This is a genomic window from Gallibacterium genomosp. 1, assembly GCF_001678575.1.
Lineage (GTDB): Bacteria > Pseudomonadota > Gammaproteobacteria > Enterobacterales > Pasteurellaceae > Gallibacterium.
On the sequence record NZ_JTJP01000016.1, the window covers coordinates 1 to 25,368 of the forward strand.

At 37.9% G+C, this 25,368-nt stretch carries 25 protein-coding genes; 10 read left to right on the plus strand and 15 right to left on the minus strand.

Features of this window, described 5'->3' with window-relative positions; translation table 11 throughout:
* Positions 1-138 precede the first annotated feature (138 nt).
* The 5 genes from QV04_RS04165 to tkt are packed head-to-tail and all read left to right on the plus strand — an operon-like array spanning position 139 to position 6,027.
* The gene (locus QV04_RS04165) at positions 139-1,287 is read left to right on the plus strand and encodes a TRAP transporter large permease (RefSeq protein ID WP_231924855.1); all 1,149 of its coding nucleotides are present in this window, start codon (positions 139-141) and stop codon (positions 1,285-1,287) included.
* 14 nt (positions 1,288-1,301) lie between these two features.
* Positions 1,302-1,982, plus strand: a complete 681-nt coding sequence (locus QV04_RS04170) for a cyclase family protein (protein WP_065233204.1) — start codon at positions 1,302-1,304, stop codon at positions 1,980-1,982.
* Between the two features lie 4 nt (positions 1,983-1,986).
* The gene (locus QV04_RS04175) at positions 1,987-3,033 is read left to right on the plus strand and encodes a triose-phosphate isomerase (RefSeq protein ID WP_065233205.1); all 1,047 of its coding nucleotides are present in this window, start codon (positions 1,987-1,989) and stop codon (positions 3,031-3,033) included.
* A 36-nt stretch (positions 3,034-3,069) separates the two neighbouring features.
* Complete coding sequence (gene tal / locus QV04_RS04180; RefSeq protein WP_065233206.1) at positions 3,070-4,023, plus strand: transaldolase; 954 nt, start codon at positions 3,070-3,072, stop codon at positions 4,021-4,023.
* Between the two features lie 9 nt (positions 4,024-4,032).
* Entirely contained in the window at positions 4,033-6,027 is a 1,995-nt protein-coding gene (tkt, locus tag QV04_RS04185) for a transketolase (protein WP_065233207.1), read from the plus strand.
* A 201-nt stretch (positions 6,028-6,228) separates the two neighbouring features.
* Here the strand turns inward: tkt and QV04_RS04190 are convergent, their stop codons facing one another.
* The 6 genes from QV04_RS04190 to rbsD all read right to left on the minus strand — a co-directional run bounded on the left by QV04_RS04190 (position 6,229) and on the right by rbsD (position 12,090).
* Positions 6,229-7,224, minus strand: coding sequence for a substrate-binding domain-containing protein (locus QV04_RS04190; protein ID WP_065233208.1), 996 nt, complete (start codon positions 7,222-7,224; stop codon positions 6,229-6,231).
* 39 nt (positions 7,225-7,263) lie between these two features.
* The gene (gene rbsK / locus QV04_RS04195; protein ID WP_065233209.1) at positions 7,264-8,184 is read right to left on the minus strand and encodes a ribokinase; all 921 of its coding nucleotides are present in this window, start codon (positions 8,182-8,184) and stop codon (positions 7,264-7,266) included.
* A gap of 83 nt (positions 8,185-8,267) precedes the next feature.
* On the minus strand, positions 8,268-9,146 hold the full coding sequence (gene rbsB / locus QV04_RS04200; protein ID WP_013746310.1) for a ribose ABC transporter substrate-binding protein RbsB: 879 nt from the start codon (positions 9,144-9,146) through the stop codon (positions 8,268-8,270).
* Positions 9,147-9,181: 35 nt separating this feature from the next.
* Entirely contained in the window at positions 9,182-10,156 is a 975-nt protein-coding gene (gene rbsC, locus QV04_RS04205) for a ribose ABC transporter permease (protein ID WP_065233210.1), read from the minus strand.
* 14 nt (positions 10,157-10,170) lie between these two features.
* Positions 10,171-11,658, minus strand: a complete 1,488-nt coding sequence (gene rbsA / locus QV04_RS04210; protein ID WP_065233211.1) for a ribose ABC transporter ATP-binding protein RbsA — start codon at positions 11,656-11,658, stop codon at positions 10,171-10,173.
* Between the two features lie 12 nt (positions 11,659-11,670).
* Positions 11,671-12,090: a D-ribose pyranase gene (gene rbsD, locus QV04_RS04215; protein WP_013746307.1), complete on the minus strand. Its 420-nt coding sequence runs from the start codon at positions 12,088-12,090 to the stop codon at positions 11,671-11,673.
* A 194-nt stretch (positions 12,091-12,284) separates the two neighbouring features.
* Here rbsD and QV04_RS04220 point away from each other — a divergent pair, with 194 nt between their 5' ends.
* Positions 12,285-12,983 (plus strand): fumarylacetoacetate hydrolase family protein, encoded by a 699-nt coding sequence (locus tag QV04_RS04220; RefSeq protein ID WP_065233212.1) that lies wholly within the window; start codon positions 12,285-12,287, stop codon positions 12,981-12,983.
* A 55-nt stretch (positions 12,984-13,038) separates the two neighbouring features.
* On the opposite strand, the gene purT is transcribed toward QV04_RS04220, so the two are convergent.
* The 5 genes from purT to QV04_RS04245 form a co-directional block, all read right to left on the minus strand.
* A complete protein-coding gene (purT, locus tag QV04_RS04225; RefSeq protein ID WP_065233213.1) occupies positions 13,039-14,220 on the minus strand; it encodes a formate-dependent phosphoribosylglycinamide formyltransferase in 1,182 nt (393 codons plus the stop codon).
* Between the two features lie 66 nt (positions 14,221-14,286).
* Positions 14,287-14,793 (minus strand): S-ribosylhomocysteine lyase, encoded by a 507-nt coding sequence (gene luxS, locus QV04_RS04230; RefSeq protein WP_039083128.1) that lies wholly within the window; start codon positions 14,791-14,793, stop codon positions 14,287-14,289.
* Positions 14,794-14,978: 185 nt separating this feature from the next.
* A complete protein-coding gene (locus tag QV04_RS04235) occupies positions 14,979-15,584 on the minus strand; it encodes a sugar O-acetyltransferase (RefSeq protein ID WP_065233214.1) in 606 nt (201 codons plus the stop codon).
* A gap of 3 nt (positions 15,585-15,587) precedes the next feature.
* The gene (locus QV04_RS04240) at positions 15,588-16,532 is read right to left on the minus strand and encodes an NADP-dependent oxidoreductase (RefSeq protein ID WP_065230584.1); all 945 of its coding nucleotides are present in this window, start codon (positions 16,530-16,532) and stop codon (positions 15,588-15,590) included.
* 62 nt (positions 16,533-16,594) lie between these two features.
* Positions 16,595-17,140 carry a DJ-1 family glyoxalase III gene (locus QV04_RS04245; protein WP_065230585.1) on the minus strand — a complete coding sequence of 182 codons (546 nt, stop codon included), beginning with the start codon at positions 17,138-17,140 and terminating at the stop codon, positions 16,595-16,597.
* A gap of 144 nt (positions 17,141-17,284) precedes the next feature.
* On the opposite strand from QV04_RS04245, the gene QV04_RS04250 reads away from it, so the two are divergent.
* A complete protein-coding gene (locus QV04_RS04250; RefSeq protein WP_065233215.1) occupies positions 17,285-17,983 on the plus strand; it encodes a 7-cyano-7-deazaguanine/7-aminomethyl-7-deazaguanine transporter in 699 nt (232 codons plus the stop codon).
* Here QV04_RS04250 and QV04_RS04255 read toward each other — a convergent pair.
* Both QV04_RS04255 and trmA read right to left on the minus strand, forming a co-directional pair.
* Positions 17,949-18,713, minus strand: a complete 765-nt coding sequence (locus QV04_RS04255; RefSeq protein ID WP_065233216.1) for a class I SAM-dependent methyltransferase — start codon at positions 18,711-18,713, stop codon at positions 17,949-17,951. The two genes, QV04_RS04250 and QV04_RS04255, sit on opposite strands and share 35 nt — an antisense overlap.
* Positions 18,713-19,810 carry a tRNA (uridine(54)-C5)-methyltransferase TrmA gene (gene trmA / locus QV04_RS04260; RefSeq protein ID WP_065233239.1) on the minus strand — a complete coding sequence of 366 codons (1,098 nt, stop codon included), beginning with the start codon at positions 19,808-19,810 and terminating at the stop codon, positions 18,713-18,715. The genes QV04_RS04255 and trmA overlap by 1 nt, the downstream gene beginning before the upstream one ends.
* 236 nt (positions 19,811-20,046) lie before the next feature.
* On the opposite strand from trmA, the gene raiA reads away from it, so the two are divergent.
* Entirely contained in the window at positions 20,047-20,367 is a 321-nt protein-coding gene (gene raiA, locus QV04_RS04265) for a ribosome-associated translation inhibitor RaiA (RefSeq protein WP_013746297.1), read from the plus strand.
* A 98-nt stretch (positions 20,368-20,465) separates the two neighbouring features.
* Here the strand turns inward: raiA and QV04_RS04270 are convergent, their stop codons facing one another.
* Positions 20,466-21,689: a LysM-like peptidoglycan-binding domain-containing protein gene (locus QV04_RS04270; RefSeq protein ID WP_065233217.1), complete on the minus strand. Its 1,224-nt coding sequence runs from the start codon at positions 21,687-21,689 to the stop codon at positions 20,466-20,468.
* A gap of 188 nt (positions 21,690-21,877) precedes the next feature.
* The gene (epmB, locus tag QV04_RS04275) at positions 21,878-22,882 is read right to left on the minus strand and encodes an EF-P beta-lysylation protein EpmB (protein WP_065233218.1); all 1,005 of its coding nucleotides are present in this window, start codon (positions 22,880-22,882) and stop codon (positions 21,878-21,880) included.
* Between the two features lie 176 nt (positions 22,883-23,058).
* Between epmB and efp the strand changes: the two genes are divergently transcribed.
* The gene (efp, locus tag QV04_RS04280) at positions 23,059-23,625 is read left to right on the plus strand and encodes an elongation factor P (protein ID WP_039133985.1); all 567 of its coding nucleotides are present in this window, start codon (positions 23,059-23,061) and stop codon (positions 23,623-23,625) included.
* A gap of 171 nt (positions 23,626-23,796) precedes the next feature.
* Positions 23,797-25,368: a glycosyltransferase family 2 protein gene (locus QV04_RS04285; RefSeq protein WP_065233219.1), complete on the plus strand. Its 1,572-nt coding sequence runs from the start codon at positions 23,797-23,799 to the stop codon at positions 25,366-25,368.

Sequence of the window (25,368 nt, forward strand, 5' to 3'; positions counted from 1 at the left end):
TAATGTCATTTATTGTTTTATTAGGCGTTATGTTTATATTAACTGTCTTTGGATTGCCATTATTCTACAGTATTATTTTTTCCTCAATAGTTACTTTATTTTTATTTTGTACCAGTAACTATTGTTGCACAACAAGTTATGCAGGGTATTGATACTAATGCACTACAAGCATTAGCCTTCTTTTTCTTAGCTGGTGAATTGATGAGTGTTGGAGGAATTACAACAAGGATTATTCGTTTTGTAACATCATTTATTGGTCGTTGGAAAGGCTCTCTAGCTTATATTAATATTTTTTCCAGTTTATTTTTTGGATCTATTAGTGGATCAGCTGTTGCTTCTACAGCAGCAATTGGCAGCTCATTAATTCCGGAAATGAAAAAGAATAATTATCCAGCTCCTTTTTCTGCAGCATTAACACAATCTGCTTCAATTATTGGGCCAATTATTCCACCAAGTGTTCCTATGATCGTATTTGCTGCGTTGGCTGGAGCAGGTGTTTCTGTAGGAAAAATGTTTTTATCTGGTGTAATACCAGGACTACTCATTGCCTTTACACTTATCTTTGTTACTTTTGTTATTTCAAAAATGAAAGGTTTTGGTAATCAATCAACACCATTTAGCTGGAAAGAAGTTAAAGAAAGTTCAAAAGATGCTATTTGGGCTCTATTTTGTCCAATTATTATTCTATATGGAATTATTTCAGGTATGTTTACAGCAACAGAGGCAGGAGCAGTATCGGTTGTATATGCGTATCTAGTAGGAACATTTATTTATAAAGAATTAAATATAGAAAGATTAAAAAAAGCACTAATTTCATCTTTAAAGGGGACGATAACAGTTATGCTAATTGTTGGAGCATCTTCAATATTTGCATGGGTTATTGCAAGATTACAAATTAGTCATCAAGTTGCTAGTTATGTTTCAGAAATCTGTTCTTCGCCTTTATCCGCATTAATTTTAATTAATGTAATTGTTCTTTTTATTGGAATGATTATGGATCCTACAGCTGCTTTAACAATATTAGTTCCAGTATTTATGCCAATTATAAATCAATTCGGAATTTCACCTATCCATTTTGGTTTAGTCATTATTTTGAACTTAATGATTGGATTGGTTACTCCTCCAGTTGGTTATTTAATCTATTTATCTGCAAATATTGCTGAATGTGAACCAATAAAAGTATTAAAGAGTAGTATTCCATATTTACTATCTTTATTAGGATTATTAGTAATCTTAATATTAGTGCCAGAATTTAGTACTTATTTACCAAGTATATTTTTTGAGTAAACGGGAGGTTTATTATGGAGAGAGAATGGGTAGATTTATCAATGCCTATTACTAATCAGCATATACGTTGGAAAACAATTATTGAGAAAAAGGGTGATTTTGATAATGGAGATTTATTTGAAGCAACACAAATAAAAGTATCTTGCCACGCTTTTACTCATATGGATGCGTTAAGTCATATTAATAAAGATGGTTATAATATATTGGATATTAATCCTAATATTTATATAGGAGAATTTTATATTGTTGATCTTTCTAAGGAAATCCAAGAAAATTTGGCTATTACAGAAGATATATTAAGAAGAGTGTGGCCAGATAATAATCCAGATAAGATCATTTTTAAAACGCATTGGGATACTTTTTATAGTTATAATTCTAAAGAATTTTGGACAAAGTCACCTTATTTAACAGATGATGCTGTGATATTTATGAAGAATAAAAATATTACTATTGTAGCATTTGATTTTCCTCAGGATTATCCAATCCGATTTTGGGTGGAAAATAAAATGGATAAGCCTTTAGAAAAACATACAACACATTATCATTTATTATCCAAAGGTATAACGTTAGTAGAATATATCTGTAATACAAAAAATATTACAAGTCATAAAGTTTATGCAGTGATGGTTCCGATAGCTATTGAAAATGCAGATGGTTCTCCTTGTAGAGTATTAATAAAAAACATAAAGGAATAAATAAATGAAAAATAAGATTTATTTTGGTACTAATCTAAAAATGTATAAAGGGAATAAAGATGTTATTCATTATTTATCAAGGTTAGGAGATTTATATAAAAGAGATATCAAAACTGATAATGTAGAGTTATTTGTTATACCATCTTATACAACTTTAAGTGATGCGACGAGTTTAATAAATAATAAATTTAATAATTTAATTGTGATTGGCGCACAAAATATGTGTTATGCTGATTCAGGTCAATTTACAGGTGAAATATCGCCATTAATGTTAAAAGAATTAGATATTAAATTAGTAATGATAGGACATTCTGAAAGACGCCATATCTTTAAAGAGACAGATGAAGAAGAAAATAAGAAAGTTCTTTCAGCATTAAAACATAAATTTATTACATTATTATGTGTTGGTGAAACATTAGAACAAAAAGAATATGGTATTTCAGATGAAATATTAAGAACACAATTAAAAATTGGCTTGAGTGGAGTAACTAAAGATCAGTTACCTCTTGTTAGAATAGCTTATGAGCCTGTTTGGGCTATTGGTGAAAAAGGAATTCCAGCTTCTGCAGAATATGCAGATGAAAAGCATTCTGTAATTAAACAATGTTTATATGAGATGTTTAATAAAGAGGGATTAGATATTCCAGTATTATATGGAGGCAGTGTTAATCCGGAGAATGCTAATAAGTTAATAAATAAGAAATATATTGATGGGTTATTTATTGGTAGAAGTGCTTGGAATGCGGAAAATTTTATTGAGTTAATAAAAAATGCATTGGAGTCATTATCGCTTAATATTGAGAGCAATGAATATAATGAAATTGCTACTAAATTAATTGAATATTTAGGTGGAAAGAAGAATATTGTTGCATTAACTCACTGTGCAACAAGAATCAGAGTTGTATTAAATAATCCAGAAGAGATAAATAAAAATCAAATAGAAAAATTAGACTTAGTAAAAGGTTTGTTTTCTATTGCTAATCAATATCAAATTATTTTTGGGAAAGAAGTTGTAGATATTGTACATCAAAAAATGCAAAAACAACTTTAGTATGAAATTGGATAATTAATATTTAGGAGAAATAAAATGATGAATCAATTAGACACATTACGCAAAATGACAGTGGTTGTTGCCGACACTGGCGATATTGAAGCAATCAAAAAATACCAACCACAAGATGCAACCACCAATCCATCATTAGTATTAAGTGCCTCCCAACTACCACAATATGCTTCGTTAATTGATGAAGCTGTTGATTATGCAAAAAGTAAAAGTTCAGATAAAGCACAACAATTAATTGATGCAGAAGATAAATTAGCGGTAAATATTGGTTTGGAAATTTTGAAAATTGTCCCAGGACGTATTTCTACTGAGGTGGATGCTCGTTTATCTTACGATACAGAAGCAACTGTAGCAAAAGCACGTAAACTTATTGCACTTTATAATGAAGCAGGAATCAGTAATGATCAAATTTTGATAAAAATTGCATCTACTTGGCAAGGTATCCGTGCAGCAGAAATTCTAGAAAAAGAAGGGATTAACTGTAATTTAACATTATTATTCTCTGAAGCTCAGGCAAGAGCGTGTGCAGAAGCAGGTGTTTACCTTATTTCGCCGTTTGTTGGTCGTATTTTAGACTGGTATAAAGCGAACAGTGATAAGAAAACGTTTGTGCCGAGTGAAGATCCTGGGGTAATTTCAGTAACAAAAATTTATAACTATTACAAACAATATGGCTATAAAACCGTAGTAATGGGAGCAAGTTTCCGCAATATCGGAGAAATTACTGAATTGGCAGGTTGCGATCGTTTAACCATTTCACCGCCGTTATTGAAAGAATTGCAGGAAAGTGAAGCACAGTTGCCACGTAAATTGGATTATAAGGGTGATGTATTGCCTCGACCAGCTGCAATGACAGAAAGCGAGTTTTACTGGCAACATAATATGGATGCGATGGCAGTTGAGAAGTTGGCGGAAGGTATTCGTAAATTTGCAGCAGATATTGAAAAATTGGAAGCGATGTTATTAGAAAAACTTTAGGGAGGTAGTATGGCAACACGTAGAGAGCGAGCAAACGCAATTCGTTTTTTAAGTATGGATGCGGTGCAAAAAGCAAAATCAGGACACCCAGGCGCACCTATGGGAATGGCGGATATCGCTGAAGTTTTATGGCGTGATTTTTTATCTCATAATCCGAACAATCCAAAATGGATCAATCGTGACCGCTTTGTGCTTTCTAATGGTCACGGCTCAATGTTGATTTATAGTTTATTACACTTAACCGGTTACGACCTTTCAATTGAAGATTTAAAACAGTTCCGTCAATTGCATTCTAAAACACCCGGACACCCTGAATACGGTTATGCACCGGGTGTAGAAACCACCACCGGGCCATTGGGACAAGGTATTACTAATGCTGTCGGTATGGCGATTGCCGAAAAAACGTTAGCCGGTCAATTTAATCGACCAGGACACGATATTATCGACCATTACACTTATGTTTTCTTGGGTGATGGCTGTTTAATGGAGGGTATCTCTCACGAAGCCTGCTCTCTTGCCGGGACTTTAGGTTTAGGTAAATTAATCGCATTCTATGATGATAACAATATCTCCATTGATGGACACGTTGATGGTTGGTTTACTGATGATACCCAAAAACGTTTTGAGGCCTACGGTTGGCAAGTCATTCCTGCGGTAGATGGTCATAATGCAGCAGAAATTAAAGCCGCTATTGAAGTGGCAAAAGCAGAAACCTCAAAACCAACATTAATTATCTGTAAAACCATTATCGGTTATGGCTCACCAAATAAAGCCAATTCTCACGACAGTCACGGTGCGCCGCTAGGAGAGGAAGAAATTGCATTAACACGTAAAAATTTAGGTTGGAATTATGCACCATTTGAAATTCCAGCTGAAATTTATGCGGAATGGGATGCAAAACAACAAGGCGCAGAAAGAGAAGCGGAATGGCAACAACGCTTTGCTGCTTATCAATCAGCATATCCAGAATTGGCAGCTGAATTATCACGTCGTTTAGCCGGCGAATTACCGGCGGATTGGAAAGCGCAATCTCAAGCCTTTATCGAAAAATTGCAAGCCAATCCGGCGACTATCGCCAGCCGTAAAGCATCACAAAATGCGATTGAAGCCTATGCGAAAATCTTACCTGAATTTTTGGGCGGTTCTGCTGACTTAGCAGGTTCAAACTTAACCTTATGGTCAGGTTCAAAACCATTACGAGCCAATGTGATTGATGGAAACTACATTAACTACGGTGTGCGTGAATTCGGGATGTCCGCCATTATGAACGGCATTGCTCTACACGGTGGATTTATTCCTTACGGTGCCACTTTCCTAATGTTTATGGAATATGCGCATAATGCAGTGCGTATGGCAGCGTTAATGAAACAACGTGTGCTTTTTGTTTACACCCACGACTCCATTGGTTTAGGGGAAGATGGGCCAACCCATCAACCGGTAGAACAGACGGCAACATTACGTTTAATTCCGAATTTAGAAACTTGGCGCCCGTGTGACCAAGTGGAATCTGCGATTGCGTGGCAAGCAGCGGTTGAACGCACTGCAGGCCCAAGTGCATTAATTTTCACTCGTCAAAACCTAACACAAATGGAACGTAACGCCCAACAACTTGCCAATGTTAGACGCGGTGCTTATGTCTTAAAAGATTGTGAAGGTACGCCTGAATTAATCTTTATTGCAACCGGTTCAGAAGTGGAATTGGCAGTGAAAGCAGCGGAACAATTAACTGCGGAAGGACACAAAGTGCGTGTGGTTTCTATGCCAAGCACGAATGTATTTGATAAACAGGATGTCGCTTATAAAGAAAGCGTATTACCAAGCAACATCAAGAAATGTGTTGCAATTGAAGCCGGCATTTCGGACTTCTGGTATAAATATGTTGGCTTGGAAGGTCGTGTTGTCGGAATGAACCGCTTTGGTGAATCTGCTCCAGCAGGCGAGTTATTTAAATTATTCGGATTTACTGTGGATAATGTCGTTGCTAAAGCGAAAGAAATTCTATAATTTTGCTTTACTATTAAAACTCCTCTATTCGTAATCATTGACGTAATGAGGAGTTTTTTATATAGAATCACAAAAACAGGAAATTTAGGATTTTATAGTTGTTTGCTTTTAGCATAATGCCAGTGTTATATCGTATCGCTATATCACGTATACTGTTTTCGGTTTATATCAATTTTTTATTTTATATTTAAACGACTATATCTAAATTTTAACCACGGAAGCACGCCAAATTAATTGTGGCTGTAACATTGTGGTTTTATATTCTAAATTCGGAGATTTAATTCTTTCTAATAATGTTTCCACAGCTAATTTGCCCAATTCTGCTTTAGGTTGATGAATTGTGGTTAACGGTGGTGTGAGATATTGCGCCAACATAATATTGTCATAACCGATGACAGAAATATCCTGAGGAATGTGTAACCCTTGTTGCCAAGCAACTTGATAAACGCCGACTGCAATGGTGTCACTACAGGCAAAAACTGCTGTAGGGCGAGGTGTAATCTGTAACAATTTTTTCATTCCTTCTACGCCACCTTCAAAATCAAAATGGCTCTCAATGATCCAATCAGGGTTGATCGGCAAATGCGCATCCTGCAACGCTTTTTGGTAACCGAGCAAACGGTTGTGAGCTAAGGATTTATCCAATTTACCCGTAATAATGGCGATATTCTTATGTCCCTGCTCAATTAAGGTTTTTGTGGCAAGATAAGCACCAAATTCGGAATTTTCATAAATTTTATCGGCATTCAGTTCGGTCGGCCACCAGTCCATTACCACAATCGGCAAATTTAGATTTAACTGTTCCACCATTGCGTGGCGAGTGTCAGAATACATTAACAGCAATCCGTCCACCTGTTTTTGAATTAAAGTTTGAATATTTTGCTGCAAGCGTTGTTCGTTGCCATCGATACTGGAAATGATCAAGTTGTAGTGGTGCTGATTGCAATATTGTTCCACTCCGCTCACTACTTCGGCGAAAAACGGATTGCTGGTGGCAGTAACCAACATTCCCAATGTTTTTGTCTCTTTTACTTTTAAACTGCGGGCAACAGCGGAAGGGGTATAATTTAACTCATTGACAACCTTCATAATTTTTTCACGTATCTCATCACTGACATAACGTGTATTGTTGATTACGTGTGATACGGTTGAAGTTGAAACCTTTGCTATTCGTGCAATATCCTTCATTGTTGCCATAACAGTTGTTTGCCTTTTGCTTGATGAGTTTGGAATATGCTATTTGATATTGGCTAAAAAATCGAGCGTTTCCTGTCGGCTTGGAATTGAGGTTTGTGCGCCGAAACGAGTAACACTGATTGCAGCTGCTGCGTGAGCAAATTGAATTGACTCTTCCAGCGATTTCTGTTCTAACAATGCGGTTACCAATGCACCGTTAAAGGTGTCGCCGGCGGCTGTGGTGTCTTTTGCCTGAACACGGAAACCGGGGATAATTTTTTGTAATGCATTGTGGCTGATAAATACCCCTTTTGCCCCCAATGTAATCAAAACAATAGCAACCCCTTTTTGGTGAAAAATTGATGCTGCTTGTGCTGCACTTTCTTCATCCACTACCTTAATGCCGGTCAGCACTTCCGCTTCAGTTTCATTCGGCGTAATCATTGTTAATTGAGCAAGTAGTTCGTCTGGTAACATCTTTGCTGGTGCTGGGTTTAACACAGTGTGTTTGCCTGCTTGTCTAGCAAATTTTGTCGCATAAATAATGGCATCTAACGGAGTTTCAAGTTGCATTAATAGTGCATCGGAGTCAAGAATTTTCTGTTTAAACTTGTCCACAATGTCGGTGGTGAGATGAGCATTGGCACCGGCTGAAATGACGATACTGTTTTCACCGCTGTCGGCAACTTGGATCATAGCGATACCAGTCGTTTCACCTTGAATTGTAGCGATGCTTTCGGTGTTTATGCCATCTTTTTGAAAAGCCTGTTTCATCTCAAGCCCGATTTTATCTTCGCCAATACAAGCAATAAAATCGACTTTTGCTCCTAAACGAGCAGCTGCGACAGCTTGATTGGCACCTTTTCCACCATAGACGATATGGTAATTTTGACCGGATAGAGTTTCTCCCGGTTTTGGGAAATAAGGAACTTGAATAACGTGATCGGCATTAATACTGCCAAGAACGGTAAGTTTTTGCATTTTGTTTGCCCTTAGTTATCAACTGAAAATTTATTTTTAATGGTGCGCAGCAAGGCGCACCACGCATTAAATTTATAAAAAGATTATTGAGTTACGACTTTTAATGGTACCGGGATTTTGGCTTCTACTTTTTCACCTTTGATAATTTTATCTGCAGTTTGAACGCCTAATGCACCGATTAAATCCGGCTGTTGTGCAATTGTAGCGCCTAGTTTGCCACTTTTAACTGCTTTAACACCATCATCAGTACCATCGAAACCAACAATTAATACGGATTTGTTAGCCGCTTGAATGGCACGAATTGCACCAAGTGCCATTTCATCATTTTGAGCAAAAACCGCTTGCACATTAGGTTGTGCTGTGAGTAGGTTTTCCATCACGTTTAGACCTTTGGTACGATCAAAATCTGCCGGTTGGCTGGCAAGAATTTCAAATTTATGCGCTTGCACCGCTTGTTTAAATCCTTCGCCACGTTCACGAGCGGCAGAAGTTCCGGCAATGCCTTCTAACTGGATAACTTTTGCATTGTCACCCAATTTTTCAGCGATAAAATCGCCTGCCATTTTACCGCCGGCAACGTTATCTGATGCGATATGACTGACCACATCGCCTTGCGCCGCGCCACGGTCTAGGGTGATAACCGGAATATTTTTCTTGTTCGCAACACGAACGGCATTAGCAACGGCAGTTGAGTCTGTTGGATTGATTAATAATACTTTTGCGCCACGAACGGTAATGTCTTCAACATTTGATAGCTCTTTTGACGGATCATTTTGTGAATCAAGCACGACAAGATTGTAGCCAAGTTTACTTGCCTCTTTTTCTGCCCCTTCTTTTAAGGTAACGAAGAAAGGATTATCTAAGGTTGATACAGCAAGTGCGATGGTATCTTTTGCTAAAGCAACGTTGCTGGCAAGTGAGCCTAATACCAATGCTGAAGCGAGAAGGGTAAGTTTTTTCATAAAAGTTTCTCCTTTAATGAGGTTGACTGAATAAGTTACGCGGTTTTACGACTGCAAAAGTGATCGGTAAGCACAGCAAGTAAAATAACGATCGATTTTGCAATCATTTGGTAATAAGAAGAAATATCCAATAAATTCAAGGCATTATTTAAAAAGCCAATAATTAACGCCCCGATTAATGTTCCGGTAATACGACCTTTACCGCCCATTAGACTTGTTCCACCGACCACTACAGCGGCAATTGCATCAAGTTCATAAGAAACGCCGGCAGTAGGTTGGGCGGAAGATAAACGAGAGGTCACAATTAAACCGGCTACGGTAGCGAGCAAGCCACTAACGGCATAGACGAAGATTTTCACTTTGTCTACGTTGATACCGGATAAGCTGGTAGCGGCTTCATTACCACCAAGTGCATAAATATAACGACCGATAGGGGTATGTTTTAGCAGATACCAAGCAACGATAAAGATAATTGCCATTAACCAAATTGGGAACGGAATGCCTAATAAATAGCCTGTACCCAAGAAAGAGAATTGATCGGCAACATCGGAAAAACCTAAGCTGATTGGGCGACCATCGGTATAAACCATTGTGACTCCACGCAATAATGTCATAGTAACTAAAGTGGCAATAAATGCCTGTACTTTCCCTTTAGCGACAATGACACCACTGATGCCGCCGAGCAGAGTACCGAATAACAGCACTAATGGGATCACGACAAAAATGGAAAGCTCCATATTAACCAAAGAGGCGGCAACCGCACCGGTTAAGGCGAGGATAGAACCTACGGACAAATCAATGCCGGCGGTGAGAATAACAAATGTCATTCCAACAGCGATAATGGCATTAACCGAAGTTTGACGCAAAATATTGAGTAAATTATCGATAGTAAAAAAATTAGGACTGATCGAAGAAACAATCGCAATCAGCACCAATAACGCAATAATAGAACGTTGTTCAATTAAAAATTCTTTTAAATTGAATTGTTTAGTTACAGTTGTTGTCGTCATAATGAATCCCTTTTTTAATGTATTTGGGTAATAGCGGCAGTGAGTAATTTTTCTTGAGTGACTTCATTTCGTAGATATTCCGCACGAATTTCACCATTATTCATCACTAAAACGCGGTCGCTCATACCGATAATTTCCGGCATATCGGAAGAAACAATGATGATGCTCATTCCTTCTTCTTTAAATTTGTTGATTAACTGATAAATCTCTTTTTTCGCACCTACATCGATGCCTCGTGTCGGCTCATCAAGAATGAGTACATCTGGTCTGGTCATTAAGCCTTTGGCAATTGCCACTTTTTGCTGATTACCACCGGAAAGCAAACCGATGGTTTGATTCATTGACGGTGTTTTGATGTTGAATAAGAGAATGAAATCATTAACCGTCATTTTTTCTGCTTTATGATTGATAGAATAATGTTTAGTGAGCTGTTTCAATGCTGTTAGTGTCATATTTTCTTTAATAGACATTCCAAGCACCAAACCATCGCCCTTTCTATCTTCTGAAATATAGACAATGCCGTTGTTTAAGCCGTCTTGCGGTGAATGAATGGAGAGCTGTTTTTGTTTGAGAAAAACTTCGCCGGCGGTTTTCGGTAAAGCACCATAGATTAACTTCATTAATTCAGTTCTGCCGGCTCCCATTAGCCCAGAAATGCCTAAAATTTCTCCTCTGTGTAATTTGAATGAAGCATTGTGAACACCACAACCGCTGATGTTTTTCACTTCTAAGACAGTGTCGCCGATCGGTGATTCAATATGCGGATATTGTTCGGAGAGCTTTCTTCCTACCATTAATTCAATCAATTGTTCTTCATTAATATCTTTCAAGGAGCGTTCTGCAATTAACTCTCCGTCACGCAAAACGGTGACATCATCGCAAATAGTGAAAATATCTTGCATACGGTGAGAAATGAAGACAATCCCACAATTTTGCTGTTTGAGTTCTCTGATGACATTGAAGAGTGCGTCAGTTTCAGTGTCGGTAAGTGCATCGGTTGGCTCGTCCATAATGATCACTTTTGCATCAAAACTCAGCGCTTTGGCTATTTCGATCATCTGTAATTCGCCTAATGAAAGCTGTTCTACCGGTGTAGTTGGGCTGTGTTTGATTTTTAGACGTTTTAACAATTTTTCAGATTCGGTTGTCATTTTCTTCCAATCAATACCACCGAATTTATTAGTAAATTCTCTGCCTAAAAAAATATTTTCTGCAATGGTTAAATTCGGAATAATGTTTAATTCCTGATGGATAATACTGATCCCTGCTAATTGGGACATTTTAGGATTTTTGAACGTCACTTCTTGTCCCTGATAATGAATAGAACCCCTGTCTTTGCTGTAAATGCCGGTTAAAATTTTCATTAATGTTGATTTACCGGCACCGTTTTCTCCCATTAGAGCCATCACTCTGCCCGGATAAACGGATAATCCGGCATTATATAAAGCCCTAACACCTGGGAATGACTTACAAATATTGTCAAGTTTTAAAATTGGTTGCATATCGTTCTCCATTTAAAAAGGAACGCCTGATCCAATAATAATATTAGCGTATGGCGTACATTCACCGGAACGTACAAAACCCTTACTTGCTTGGCTAAGCTGTTTAAATTGTTGGTGTGAAACATAATCAATTTGAATATGATTATTCTGCTGCTGTTCCAATTGGGAAAGGCGCTGTAATAATGCGTTATGAATATTTTGATTATGTGTTTTTATCTCTTCGGCAAGTACAACCCTTTCAACAAAACACTCTTCAATAACTGCATCAAAAACAGATAAGAAACTAGGAATAGCCGGCGTTAATGCTAAATCAATACGCTCTGATTGTTGCGGTATCGGCAACCCGGCATCACAAATTGTTAGAAAATCGGTATGTCCTAAAGTTGCAATCAGATGAGAAAGCTGTGCATTTAAAATACCTGTTTTTTTCATTTTTTACTCCTAATTCTCTTTATCGAAACGTTTCGATGAGATAAAAATAACCAATTTTCTATTTTCTTAAAATAAGCAATGTTTAAATTTGTGAAGTTGATCAAAAAATAAAATGAAAAAATCGAGAGTTTTAGTGTGGTGTGGTAATTTTTATTGAGTTTGTGATATTGGTTTGAGCAAATAAGGAGAGCAAAATGGTGTATCTATTCACACCGCCACCGTTGGCAACAGTCGCGGTAAAAGGTTCGAATGATAAGATAGCTGTACATCGTGTTTATTGTGTCGGCAGAAATTATGCGGAACACGCACGTGAAATGGGGCATAATCCGGATTGCGAACCTCCGTTTTTCTTTTGTAAACCATCGGATGCGGTGCGGTGTGTCAGGCAGAATGAATGTTATGCGTTTCCCTATCCGATGCTAACGAAAAACTTGCATTATGAAGGTGAGTTAGTGGCGGTAATCGGTAAATCAGGTGTCAATATCGCTGTGGAAAAGGCGTTGGATTATGTTGTGGGCTATGCGGTTGGTTTGGATATGACCAGACGTGATTTGCAAAATGAGATGAAAGCGATGGGGCGACCGTGGGAAATTGGTAAGGCGTTTGATTACTCTGCACCAATAAGTGAAGTGTCGTTAGTAAGTGAAGTGGGGCATTTGTCGCAAGGTGCGATTCAGCTTTGGGTTAATGGTGACGTGCGGCAGAGCAGTGATCTTAACCAATTAATTTGGTCAGTGGCGGAAACAGTTTCTCATCTATCAACTTATTTTTGTTTACAGCCGGGTGATTTAATTTTTACTGGCACGCCAAAAGGTGTTGGCAAGGTGGAAATTGGTGATCAAATTGTTGTTGCTGTTGATAAACTTGGTGAATTGAAGGTCGATATTGTTTGATCAAAGGCTTCTCGTCAAGAGAAGCCTAAATGTGGGAATATTAGAAATTTATATTTTAAAGCGTGATTTCTAATTTTTGATAGGCTCGGTTTGCTTTTTCTCGTGCTGTTTCAACACTATCGGCACTCGCCAGAATCACGCCTAAGCGGCGATGTCCATTCACATCTCTTTTCCCGAATAGGCGGAGATTAGTATCCGATTCGGCAAGAACATTTTCGAGATTACCAAAACGAACTTGGTTTGATTTTCCTTTTACTACGATCGCTTTAGAAGCGCTTGGCGCCAATAGTTTTATTTGGGGAATCGGTAATCCTAAAATTGCTCTTGCGTGTAAAGCAAACTCGGATAAATCCTGAGAAATCAGTGTTACCATTCCGGTATCGTGCGGACGTGGAGAGACTTCGTTAAAAATGACTTCATCACCACAAACAAACATTTCTACACCGAAAATACCATGACCTCCTAGTGCATTGGTGATTTTTTCAGCGATATGTTGTGCTTTTTGCAATGCAATTTCACTCATCGCTTGTGGTTGCCAAGATTCCTGATAGTCGCCGTCAACCTGTATGTGACCGATTGGTGCAAGGAAAGAGGTGCCACCACGATGGCGTACGGTTAATAAGGTGATTTCATAATCAAAATGAATAAAACCTTCGACAATTACCCGTTCTCCGCCGGCACGACCACCTTCCTGTGCGTATTGCCACGCTTGCTGTAATTGCTCTCTATTTTTGAGAATGCTTTGTCCGTGTCCAGAAGAACTCATAATGGGTTTAACTACGCAAGGTAAGCCGATTTTTTCCACCGCCTGTTGGAAATCTTTAAAATTATCGACAAATTGGAATGGTGATGTTGGTAACCCTAACTCTTCGGCAGCTAAACGGCGGATACCTTCACGATTCATTGTTAGCTTAACAGCTTTTGCGGTCGGAATAACATTATAGCCTTGCTGTTCCAATTCGACTAAAGTATCGGTGGCAATGGCTTCTACTTCCGGAACAATGTAATCCGGTTTTTCTTTTTCGATAAGACTTTTGAGTGCATCACCATCTAACATTGAAATGGTGTAAGCACGGTGTGCCACTTGGTGTGCCGGTGCGTCAGCATAACGATCAACTGCAATAACTTCTACACCTAAACGTTGTAATTCAATTACGACTTCTTTACCTAATTCTCCGGAGCCGAGCATCATTACTTTTGTGGCAGTGGAAGTGAGAGGTGTACCTAATGTTGTCATAGAATTTTATTCCTTCAATGTTGTGGGCAAATAAAAAGCCAAGCAGAGCAGCTTGGCTTAAGGTCATTATTGATTTAAAAAACGGTCATCAAGTAATAAATCTTGATTGTGATTAATGCCGATTCCCTGAGCAAGCACCTTTTTCGCTGCTGCTTGAGCATCCGCTAATGAATGTTCAGTGTAGGTTCCGCATTGATATTGGTTTAATTCCGGGATCTCTTTTTCGCTTTTCACCGACAATACATCCTGCATTGCTTTTTCCCATGCCGCCGCAACTTGTTGTTCCGCAGGCGTACCGATTAAACTCATATAAAATCCGGTGCGGCAACCCATTGGTGAAATATCAATAATTTCAACGCTGTCACTATTGAGATGATCACGCATAAAACCGGCGAAAAGATGTTCCAAAGTGTGAATACCTTTCGGACTGATATTGTCTTGATTCGGTTTGCAAAAACGAAGATCAAAAACCGTAATTTTATCGCCTTTAGGCGTTTGCATTGTCTTTGCAACACGCACCGCAGGGGCATTCATTTTAACGTGGTCAACCTTAAAACTGTCTAATAATGGCATAGTGAAAACCCTTCTTTAAAAAAATTTTGATTTTGACTGAACTTTTTCAGAGCAGGTTTGTCTGAAAAGGTGCAACATAATGGTTGTTTAAATTAGTTCCTTAGGTTATTTGCCGCCTAGTGTTTGGGGCGGCTTTTTTTATCTCTGTTATTTGTGTTAGCTAATTGTAGCTTGAATTGGTGGTTTTAAACAGAGCGATCCAGCAGTTGTTGATACTGTTTACGATCCTGATCGTTGATTTCTCGAATCACCCGACAAGGGTTGCCGAACGCTAAACTGTTTGCCGGAATCGATTTTGTTACTACACTGCCGGCACCGATAACGCTGTTTTCACCGATGGTAACACCACCTAAAATCACACAACTACCTCCAATCCAGACATTATCTTCAATAATAATTTCTTTTGCCTGTTCATAGCCCTGATTTCTTTGCTGATAATGCAATGGATGCCCCACCGTATAAAGACTGACATTAGGGGCAAACATCACATTATCACCGATGGAAACCTTGCCGCTGTCCAAAATGGTGCATTGATGATTAGCAAAAAAATTGTCGCCAACTTCAATATTAAAGCCATAATCGCAGAAAAACGGCGAATTGATATGCAAATTATCGCCGCATTTACCAAGCAGACGTTCTAATAATAGCTTACGTTGCGAATCAGCCGGTGCAAGCTGATAATTGAGTTGAAACAACATCTGCTTCGCTTGTTGTCTAAGTCGAATTAATTCTGGATCATACGGGAAATGCGGCAGTTTTGCCGCCATTTTTTCTTTTTCACTTAATGACATAACTTATCCAAGTTGCAAATCTAACACAATTTTACCATTAGTATGTCCGCTTTCGAGTTGACGGTGTGCCTGTTGAATTTCAGTTATTGGAAAAACTCGAGCAATATTTAACCGTAAACAGTTTTTTGCTACATAATTCAACATTGTTTCAAGATCTTGATGATTCGGTACAGCTAACATTTTTTCGACAATGAGTTGCTGCTCAGTCCCTGCTTGTTGCAATAATGGTACGTGAATGGTAGGGATGCAGATAACACGTCCCCCTTTTTTCACCATTTTTAATGCAGCGACACCACTTTCACCACCTACTAAATCAATGAAAAGATCGGCATTTAGATCGGGATAAGCATCAGGATGATGATAATCAACGGATTGATTTGCGCCTAAAGTTAATGCTTGTTGCTGTTTGGCTTCAGAACAAATGACTGTAATATGTACTTTCTCTTTTGCCAAAAGCTGTAATAATAAATGTCCGACACCGCCCAACGGTGCAGACATTAATATTTTTTGTCCGCTGGAAACATTTGCTTGTTTTAAAATTTGTAATGCGGTAACGGCAACGGTTGGCATTGCTCCCGCTTGTTGTAAGGAAACAGCATTCGGTATGCGTGCAACTAGATCAGCATCGACAGCAACATAACGACTACAAGCTCCGCCGTCAAAAGTAAGTGCGGCAACACGCTCACCAACGATGAAACCGCTCTCTTTACCGGCTTGAATCACGATTCCGGCAAGATCGAAACCTAGCACAGCTGGCAATTGTGATTTAAATTTTTCCGCTCCCCAGCCTAATCCTTTACGCGTTTTAAAATCAACTGGATTCACGCCAGCAAAGTGATTTTCGATCAAAACCTGCTTGGCACTGATAGTCGGCATTGGTAATTGGGGCTGAAATTGAAGTACATCCGCTTCGCCAAATGTTGAAATGGTAACGCCATAGTTTTGCATTATTCTTTCCTTTTTTATGTTAATCGTTAGAATGGCCGGATAAATAAATGGGCAAGAATTATTTAGTAATAAAGTTGTTGTTTTAACTGTTCAGCCACATCAATACCCAGTAATTGAGCGACAATCGCCAAGCCGAAATCGAAGGCAGCTCCTGGTCCTCGACCGGTAATAAACGGCGCATCAATGACGGTAGCGAGATGACGATAATTCACCTCGTTATTAATTAAGTCAGCACGCATTGAAGGATAGCAAACAGCATTTTTGCCTTTTAATAATCCTAATTTAGCTAATACTGTTGGAGCAGCACAGATAGCGGCAATCCATTTTTGTTGTTGTGCAAATTGATGATAAATATCAGATAACATAGCATATTTTTCGAGATCGACTTGACCTCCCGGAAGCATTATTAAATCGTAAGCGTTCAGATCAGTTTGGTTAAGTAATCGATCTGTAACCACGCTGACATTATGGGAAGAGGAAACGATTTCAGTGTCATCAATGGAAATTAGGTCAGTGTGTAAACCGGCACGTTTGAAGAGATCATTTGGCACCAAGGCTTCAGAGTCTTCAAAACCGTTAGTTAGTAAAATAGCAATTTTCTGTGTCATCTTAGTTCTCCTTTTGTTGTTTAATTTTGGCATATTATATGCTTTTTCTTGCAAAATTTTATCATCGGCGTATCATTCACCCCCTATTTTTGTAGTTGGGTTCCCTCACCCCAAAGATTTTCATTGAGATAAAAAGGACACAATATGGTATCAGCTCAAGCGATTTTCGGCGATCGTCAAAAACGCCGTGCATTAATTTTACTTTCATTTTTCCACATTTTTATCATTGCTATCAGTAATTACCTTGTGCAAATTCCATTCACAATTGATTTATCGTGGTTGGATTTCAGTTTCCATAGCACCTGGGGAACATTGACCTTTCCATTTATATTTTTAGCAACCGACCTTACAGTTCGCGTGTTTGGCGCAAAAGAAGCTCGTTGGATTATTTTTTGGGTGATGTTTCCGGCGCTTATTGTCAGTTATGTTATCTCCACGCTCTTTTCTGATACACAATATCAGGGCTTAAGTGCTTTGGCGACTTTTAATTTGTTCGTATTTCGTATTTCTATCGCTAGTTTTGCGGCTTATGTATTTGGACAATTATTGGATGTGTTGGTATTTAATCGTTTGAGACAATTAAAAACTTGGTGGATTGCTCCGAGCAGTTCAATGATTTTCGGTAGTTTATGCGATACATTTGCCTTTTTTGCGATTGCGTTTTATCGTAGTAGCGATGCATTTATGGCAGAGAACTGGGTAGAAATTGGCTTTGTTGATTATTTATTTAAACTTCTGATTGGTTTGTTATTTTTTGTTCCGGTTTATGGTGTAGTTTTAAAAGCCATTATGCGTAAATTGGCACTACTTAATCTTGCGCAAATGCAACAGGCTCGTGGTTGATGTATATATCAAAACGGTGATTTTTGGTTGTTTGGCTGAAGTGCGGTTTGCATTCCGCCAAATAACCAGCATAATCAGGGCGTTTCACCACTACCCGATGAGCTAGTTTCAACGCTGTTGTTAATAATTGATCGGCATCTGAGTCCTCTCCGACCAACGACTGAAAAACACGCATCTCTTTCTTAACTAACGCACTTTTATTTTTATGCGGAAACATAGGATCAAGATAAACAACATCAAATTTTTCAGTGTTCGGATCAAGTTCAGCTATTGTTTTAACTGGTAATAATTTCATTCGTTGTTTCATAAACTCACCGATTTCAGCATCTCTATAAGCACGTTGTAAGCCATTTTCTAATAAAGCAGCTACTATCGGATTGCGTTCCACCAATGACACTTCACATCCGATTGATGCCAACACAAAAGCATCTCGTCCTAAACCTGCAGTTGCATCAAGAACTTTTGGTAATTTTCCTTTTTTTACGCCAACAGCTTTAGCCACTGCTTCACCACGACCACCACCGAATTTACGTCGATAAGCCATTGCGCCAGAGACGAAGTCCACACAAATAGCTCCGAGTTTAGTTTCATCTGTCTTATAAAGTACCAAGCGTTGCGGCTCTAAAACTAAGGCAAATGGTGATTTTAGATCATTTTCCAACTGCCATTTTTCGATAATTTGACCAAATTTTTCATCATCACCGGATTGATTAATAAGCTGAATCTGCATTATTTCCTCACCAAATAGACACCGCTTTCGATATGGCGTGTGTAAGGAAATTGGTCAAAAAGTGCTGCTTTCTCAATATGATGAGTTTGACTTAAAACGGTTAAATTTTCTGCTAAAGTTTGCGGATTACAGGAAATATAAAGAATATGGTCATATTGTTGCACCATTTTTAAAGTTTCTGCGTCTAACCCAGCTCGAGGCGGATCAACAAAAATAGTGTTGTATTGGTATTGTTTAAGATCAATTCCCTTTAGACGATAAAATTCGCGCACGCCTTGTAATGCTTGCGTAAACTCTTCTGCCGACATTCGAATAATTTGTAAATTATCAATATGATTGGCAGTGATATTGAATTGTGCTGCCTGTACTGAAGGTTTGGCGATTTCAGTCGCCAACACTTTTCTAAAATGCTGTGCTAAAGCCACTGAAAAATTGCCATTACCACAATAGAGTTCTAGCAAATCACCTTTGGCATTTTCTGTGCAGGATAATGCCCATTCAATCATTTGGCAGTTAATGCCGGCATTCGGTTGGGTAAAACTGTTTTCAACTTGGCGGTAGATATAGTTTTTGCCGTTGATTGGCAACACTTCATCAATAAAATCCTGATCCAAGCAAATTTTCTGTTTATTGGCGCGCCCGATAATTTGCACATCAAATTGTTGCTGTTCAAGCTGTTGTTTCAGTTGTTTTGCGGCAGCGATCCAAGTTTCATCCAACTTTTTATGGTAAAGCAGACTGACGATAATTTTATTGCTGACGGTACTGAGATAATCAATCTGGAATAATTGATTACGCAAAATAGGTTGTTGTTTAAGCAATGGTACTAATGCGCTCATTATTGCATTGATTAATGTTGAAGCAATTGGAAATTGATCAATGCGATAGCGCCGCTTACTTTTCGGATCAAACATAATGTGATAAAGATCATCACCATCGTGCCAAACCCGAAATTCAGCACGCATTCGATAATGTTTTAATGCGGAACGATGAACCTTAATTTCACCCTGAAAAAAAGGTTTAAGTAGTTGAGTTAGATAATAAACTTTATCTTCTAACTGTTGATTGTAATGTGATTCGGAAAAGTCAGTCTGCATAATATTATCGTTTGAGTCAAAGAATGGGGCGCATTCTAACATAAAAATCAGTATGGACGAAAAAGCACGATCTAAAAATGTAAAGCAGATTATTTTAGAAATTTGACCTACTTCACTATTCTGAAAAATAAACGATAAAAGGCTTGAAAAGCTGATCATACGGCATTATGTTCTTAATCAAGAACAAGATTTTTTCTTGACTGGCAACAGTCTTATTACTATGAGAGGTAAATGTTATGACCCTAAATATTACAAGCAAACAAATGGAAATTACCCCAGCAATTCGTTCCCACATTGAAGAACGTTTAGCAAAATTAGGCAAATGGCAAACCCAGTTAATAAATCCTCATTTTATTTTACAAAAACTGCCAAAAGGATTTGGAGTGGAAGCTATGATTGGTACACCTTTCGGTAACCTTGTTGCGAAAGCGGAACACGAAGATATGTATGCAGCCATTAATGATGTACAAGAAAAATTAGAACGTCAGCTCAATAAATTGCAACATAAAGGAGAGGCAAGACGTGCCAGTGAACGTTTGAAAGATTCTTTTGAGTAAAAAAGTATTTTCTGAATAATCAAATTGTAGAAGGTTCAACCGAGAGGTTGAACCTTTTTTGTTAGGTCAAAACCACCTAGTTACAGATGGTTTTATGACTATTTTTGATAAATATAAGAACCATTGCTTTGACGAATAAATTTTGCTCCATTAGGTAATTGGAGTTCTGAAACGCGACCACCGTTTACTTTGATGGCAACTTTGTCTCCTGGTTTGAAGCTACTTAATGCATTACCGGCACCATTTGCTTTAGTCATTGCATTTACATCGGCAATGTTCAGATTGTTATCACGGAACACCTGCATCAAAGAAGTACCTGCCGGAATAGTTAATGTTTTAGCTTGCCCACCACTTGAAACGTTTGTTGTAGATGAAGTGGATTTTGAGCTACTTCTAGTGACAGGTTTGGCATCAACAACAGGAACATTTTTGCCGTCAAGAATGGCTTGTGCTTTACGCTGTTCTTGCTCTTTCTGTTTCTGCTGTTTTGCTTTAAACTCTTCTCTAGCTCGCTGTTCAGCACGGGCTTTTGCTTTTGCAATTAAACGAGCTTGTTCAGCTTCATACGCTTGTTTTTCAATTTTATCAATTTCAGCCTGACTGAGAGCCTGTTTCTGTTCTGTTTTTTTCGGTGCTGGGATAACCGGAGCCGGAGCAACAGCCGGAGTTTGTGCTTGATTAGTCGCAGCTACATTGTTTTCATCAGTCGTAATTGGGGTATTATCCACTGATGGAGCCGATGCGGTACTGTTTTGTGTGAGTGTTTCAGCAGTAACGGTAGCATTATTATTGGCTGTAGTCGAATCTGTTATGTTGTCATTGGCATTATCCATTGCTTGCTCTTCGGTTTGCATTGTTGGCACACCTTCATTGTTGGCATTAGTAGCATTCGGATCAATTGGCTGAAATTCAATTGGCAAATTATTATCTTGAGATTGTAGGCTATCTACCGGTTGGCTGTTAGGTTTTAACCAAAGAAATAACACAATGATGATAACCAACACAGCGGCACTAATAAGCAAACGGCGAGAACGTGTTGACAAATTGGCTAATGGTGATGTTTTGTGTGTAGTAACCGGTTCAGCGGTAAAGTCGTTGCTTTCTGTATTCTCAACAGTTTGCCCAACTTCTGCTTGCTGAAAGGTTTCCGCTTGTGTCGTTTTTTTATAAAAGATACCTTTTAGTTTATCGATAAAAGAAGGTGCAGTTTCAACTGCTGGTCTTTTAGGTGTGATAGGCTCAAATTCATTAAATTCTAAATTTAATTCGTTCTGTTTAGCGTCCTGTTGTTCGCTTTGCTGTTCCTTGTCTGTGTTACTCACGGTTATACCTCAAATTTTGGTTAAAAATCATTATTATAACAATGCTGTTGATTCAAAGTAATATGATAACTTTGAATGATAAAAAAATTCTTTCTTGGCAGACAGAAGTGTCTACCATATTTTCGTTGGCTATTTTAAAGGAAAAAATAGGCAATGACTAAGGCTAATCACGATTTATTTAAATATTTTTAGCTATACCAAGTTTTACTTTTTTCGCCAGCAATTTCACGCGCAAGTTTCGGTACAAGATAACCGGAAGATGAAGCAATTAATTGTCGATAAATAGCTAAAGCACGTTCATCATCAATCCAAAAATGGCTTGCTCCTTCCACTTTATCCAACAGATGAAGATAATAGGGTAAAATACCGGCAGCAAATAGTTTATCATTCAGTGTTTTGAGAGTGTGTGCATCATCATTAATCCCTTTTAAAAGCACTGATTGATTCAGTAGCGTTACTCCTGATTGCTTTAATTGCTGTAGGCGGTTGATTAATAGTGCATCAATTTCATTTGCGTGATTAATATGTAACACCAGCACTTTGTTAAGCGGTAAGTCTGCCAATAATCGACACAATTCGAGCGTAATACGTTGTGGAATGACCACTGGTAATCGAGAGTGAATCCGCACAGTTTTCAAGTGTGGAATTTGATTTAACTGCTCAAGTAACCACGCTAATTCGCGATCTTTCGCCATTAATGGATCACCGCCGGAAAAGATCACCTCCTCAATTTCGGAATGTTGAGCAATATAATCCAATGCTTTACGCCAATTCGTTTTATTTCCCGGATTATCCTCATAAGGGAAATGGCGGCGGAAACAGTAACGGCAATTGACAGCACAGCCACCTTTTACCATCAGCAACACACGGTTATGATATTTATGTAATAAATTAGGGATGGCATTATCCTGTTCTTGCAGCGGATCTTTCACAAATCCGGGTGTTTGCAGAAATTCGGCAGCATCAGTCATCACTTGCAAAAAAAGAGGATCGTTGGCATTGCCTTTTTCCATTTTATTTATAAACGGCATTGGCACGCGCATTGCAAATAAACGGCGCGCAGCCAAATGTTGTTGATAAGGTTCGAGCGGTAAATTCAGTAATGTTAAAAGTTGAATCGGATCGGAAACCGCAGTGGTTAAGTATTCAGTCCAATCGGAATCTGCTCCAAATTTAATGTTTTGCTTTATCATATGATGACTTTTTTACCTATGTCTTCTGTTAAATGACATTATTTTTATCAAAAACTTCTTAAAAAGTTGAAAATTCAACTGTTAGGGATATATACTTCCAACTTTTCTAAAGTTGCACAATTTTTTGTGAATTGTGCGGTGAATTGAACAGACAATTAAATATTAATGAGGATATTATGGCAAGCTATTCTACCAGCGATTTCAAACCAGGTCTTAAATTTATGCAAGATGGCGAACCTTGTGTAATCGTAGAAAATGAGTTTGTAAAACCGGGGAAAGGACAAGCGTTTACTCGCACTCGTATTCGTAAATTGATTTCAGGCAAAGTATTAGATGTGAACTTTAAATCAGGTTCAACTGTCGAAGCGGCAGATGTTGTTGATACTAATCTTACTTTCTTATATAAAGATGAAGAATTTTGGTATTTTATGAACAATGAAACTTTTGAACAACTTGCTGCAGATGCGAAAGCGATTGGTGATAATGATAAATGGTTGTTGGATCAGGCAGAGTGTATCGTAACTTTATGGAACGGTTCTCCAATCAATGTGACTCCACCAAACTTTGTTGAGTTGGAAGTGGTTGATACTGATCCGGGCTTGAAAGGCGATACAGCAGGAACAGGCGGTAAACCGGCAACATTAAGCACCGGTGCGGTAGTGCGTGTACCATTATTTATTCAAATTGGTGAAGTTATCCGTGTAGATACTCGTTCTGGCGAGTATGTGGCTCGTGTGAAGTAATATATTATATTATGTGGTGAAAAGAATCCTCTTACCGTCAAGGAAGAGGATTTTTGTTTATATGGGATTGCATAACTATCTATTATAAAATAGATAGTTATTATAAATTATCGTATTTTATTAACGGGTAGTTTTACATTTAGAATGTAGATTTTTTAAAAAGAGGAAAATATGAGTTCAAATCTTGCTATTAGTATCACTATGTTAGTGAAAAATTCAGAAAAATATTTAGAAAAAGTATTAAAAGCATTAGCAGATTTTGATGAAATTATTGTATTGGATAATGGATCTACAGATCGAACAATCGAAATTGCTAAGCAATTCCCTAATGTTGTTATTAAATATTCACCTTTTATTGGATTTGGACCTTTAAAAAATTTAGCTGCTGAATATGCAAAACATAATTGGATTTTAAATATTGATAGTGATGAGATTTTACCTAAATCACTTATTGAAGAATTAAAGCAGATAGATTTAACAAAAACAAATTTTGTATATTCTTTATCTAGATTAAATCATTATCGAGGTCGAGTTATTAAAACCTGCGGTTGGTATCCAAATTATGTTCCTCGCTTATATCACCGTCAACAAGTGCAATTTAATCAAAAATTAGTACACGAGGCACTTGAAATTCCTAAAAATATCCAAGTCATAAAATTAAAACAACCTTTCTTGCACTATTCTTTTGATGGTGCTGCTGATCTTATTCAGAAAATGCAACAATACACAACCTTGTTCGCAGAGCAGCAACAAGGGAGAAAAAAAGCCTCTGTTTTTTCTGCAATAGGGCACGGTTTCTCTTCATTTTTTAAACATTATGTTTTGAAAAAAGGATTTTTAGATGGACAAGATGGTTTTGTTATTTCCTGTGCCAATGCAATGGGGGCTTATTATAAATATGTGAAATTAATAGAATATAATCAAAAACTTAGTAGTTCTTTGATTATTACAACTTATAATCGTCCCGATGCGTTAGAGGCGGTCTTAAATTCGGTATTGCAACAAAAAGTATTACCAATGGAAGTATTAGTGGCAGATGATGGTTCTCGCCAAGAAACCGCACAATTAATTTCACGATATCAACAGAAGTTCCCTATTCCTTTAATTCATTGTTGGCAACCGGATGATGGGTTTCGATTGGCAGAATCTAGAAATAGGGCGTTAGCAAAAGCAACGGGAGATTATATTATCGTTATTGATGGCGATATGGTTTTGCATCCTTTATTTATTCAGGATCATATCCGTTATGCGAAAAAAGGTGTTTTTATTCAAGGTAGTAGAGTGTCTTTGCCCAAAGAAAAAACGGAGCATATTCTACAACATCCTGAACGTTATCCGATCATTAAATGGTATCAACCTGGCATTGAAACTCGTTTTGAAAAACGTTTATCTGCGTGCCATTTATATTGGTTAAATAGAATTTTGCATAAGGAGCGTAGCCAATATTATAAAGGTGTTAGAGGATGTAATATGGCATTTTTCCGTGAAGATGCTTTAAAAATCAATGGTTTTAATAATGACTTTGTTGGTTGGGGACGAGAAGATAGCGAGTTTGTTGCTCGTTTTTATAATGCGGGAATGAAACGAAAAGATATTCGTTTTGCGGCTATCGCTTATCATTTGTGGCATAACGAAGAAGCCAGAGATGCATTACCACAGAATGATCAGTTATTGGAAAAAACAATACAGCAAAAAATTGTCGATTGTGAAAATGGAGTAGATCGATTTTTGAAAGAGAAGTAA

Coding starts and splice junctions, on each gene's coding strand:
- QV04_RS04165 (WP_231924855.1), top strand. CDS start 139: ATGCAGGGTATTGATACTAATGCACTACAAGCATTAGCCTTCTTTTTC.
- QV04_RS04170 (WP_065233204.1), top strand. CDS start 1,302: ATGGAGAGAGAATGGGTAGATTTATCAATGCCTATTACTAATCAGCAT.
- QV04_RS04175 (WP_065233205.1), top strand. CDS start 1,987: ATGAAAAATAAGATTTATTTTGGTACTAATCTAAAAATGTATAAAGGG.
- tal (WP_065233206.1), top strand. CDS start 3,070: ATGATGAATCAATTAGACACATTACGCAAAATGACAGTGGTTGTTGCC.
- tkt (WP_065233207.1), top strand. CDS start 4,033: ATGGCAACACGTAGAGAGCGAGCAAACGCAATTCGTTTTTTAAGTATG.
- QV04_RS04190 (WP_065233208.1), bottom strand. CDS start 7,224: ATGGCAACAATGAAGGATATTGCACGAATAGCAAAGGTTTCAACTTCA.
- rbsK (WP_065233209.1), bottom strand. CDS start 8,184: ATGCAAAAACTTACCGTTCTTGGCAGTATTAATGCCGATCACGTTATT.
- rbsB (WP_013746310.1), bottom strand. CDS start 9,146: ATGAAAAAACTTACCCTTCTCGCTTCAGCATTGGTATTAGGCTCACTT.
- rbsC (WP_065233210.1), bottom strand. CDS start 10,156: ATGACGACAACAACTGTAACTAAACAATTCAATTTAAAAGAATTTTTA.
- rbsA (WP_065233211.1), bottom strand. CDS start 11,658: ATGCAACCAATTTTAAAACTTGACAATATTTGTAAGTCATTCCCAGGT.
- rbsD (WP_013746307.1), bottom strand. CDS start 12,090: ATGAAAAAAACAGGTATTTTAAATGCACAGCTTTCTCATCTGATTGCA.
- QV04_RS04220 (WP_065233212.1), top strand. CDS start 12,285: ATGGTGTATCTATTCACACCGCCACCGTTGGCAACAGTCGCGGTAAAA.
- purT (WP_065233213.1), bottom strand. CDS start 14,220: ATGACAACATTAGGTACACCTCTCACTTCCACTGCCACAAAAGTAATG.
- luxS (WP_039083128.1), bottom strand. CDS start 14,793: ATGCCATTATTAGACAGTTTTAAGGTTGACCACGTTAAAATGAATGCC.
- QV04_RS04235 (WP_065233214.1), bottom strand. CDS start 15,584: ATGTCATTAAGTGAAAAAGAAAAAATGGCGGCAAAACTGCCGCATTTC.
- QV04_RS04240 (WP_065230584.1), bottom strand. CDS start 16,532: ATGCAAAACTATGGCGTTACCATTTCAACATTTGGCGAAGCGGATGTA.
- QV04_RS04245 (WP_065230585.1), bottom strand. CDS start 17,140: ATGACACAGAAAATTGCTATTTTACTAACTAACGGTTTTGAAGACTCT.
- QV04_RS04250 (WP_065233215.1), top strand. CDS start 17,285: ATGGTATCAGCTCAAGCGATTTTCGGCGATCGTCAAAAACGCCGTGCA.
- QV04_RS04255 (WP_065233216.1), bottom strand. CDS start 18,713: ATGCAGATTCAGCTTATTAATCAATCCGGTGATGATGAAAAATTTGGT.
- trmA (WP_065233239.1), bottom strand. CDS start 19,810: ATGCAGACTGACTTTTCCGAATCACATTACAATCAACAGTTAGAAGAT.
- raiA (WP_013746297.1), top strand. CDS start 20,047: ATGACCCTAAATATTACAAGCAAACAAATGGAAATTACCCCAGCAATT.
- epmB (WP_065233218.1), bottom strand. CDS start 22,882: ATGATAAAGCAAAACATTAAATTTGGAGCAGATTCCGATTGGACTGAA.
- efp (WP_039133985.1), top strand. CDS start 23,059: ATGGCAAGCTATTCTACCAGCGATTTCAAACCAGGTCTTAAATTTATG.
- QV04_RS04285 (WP_065233219.1), top strand. CDS start 23,797: ATGAGTTCAAATCTTGCTATTAGTATCACTATGTTAGTGAAAAATTCA.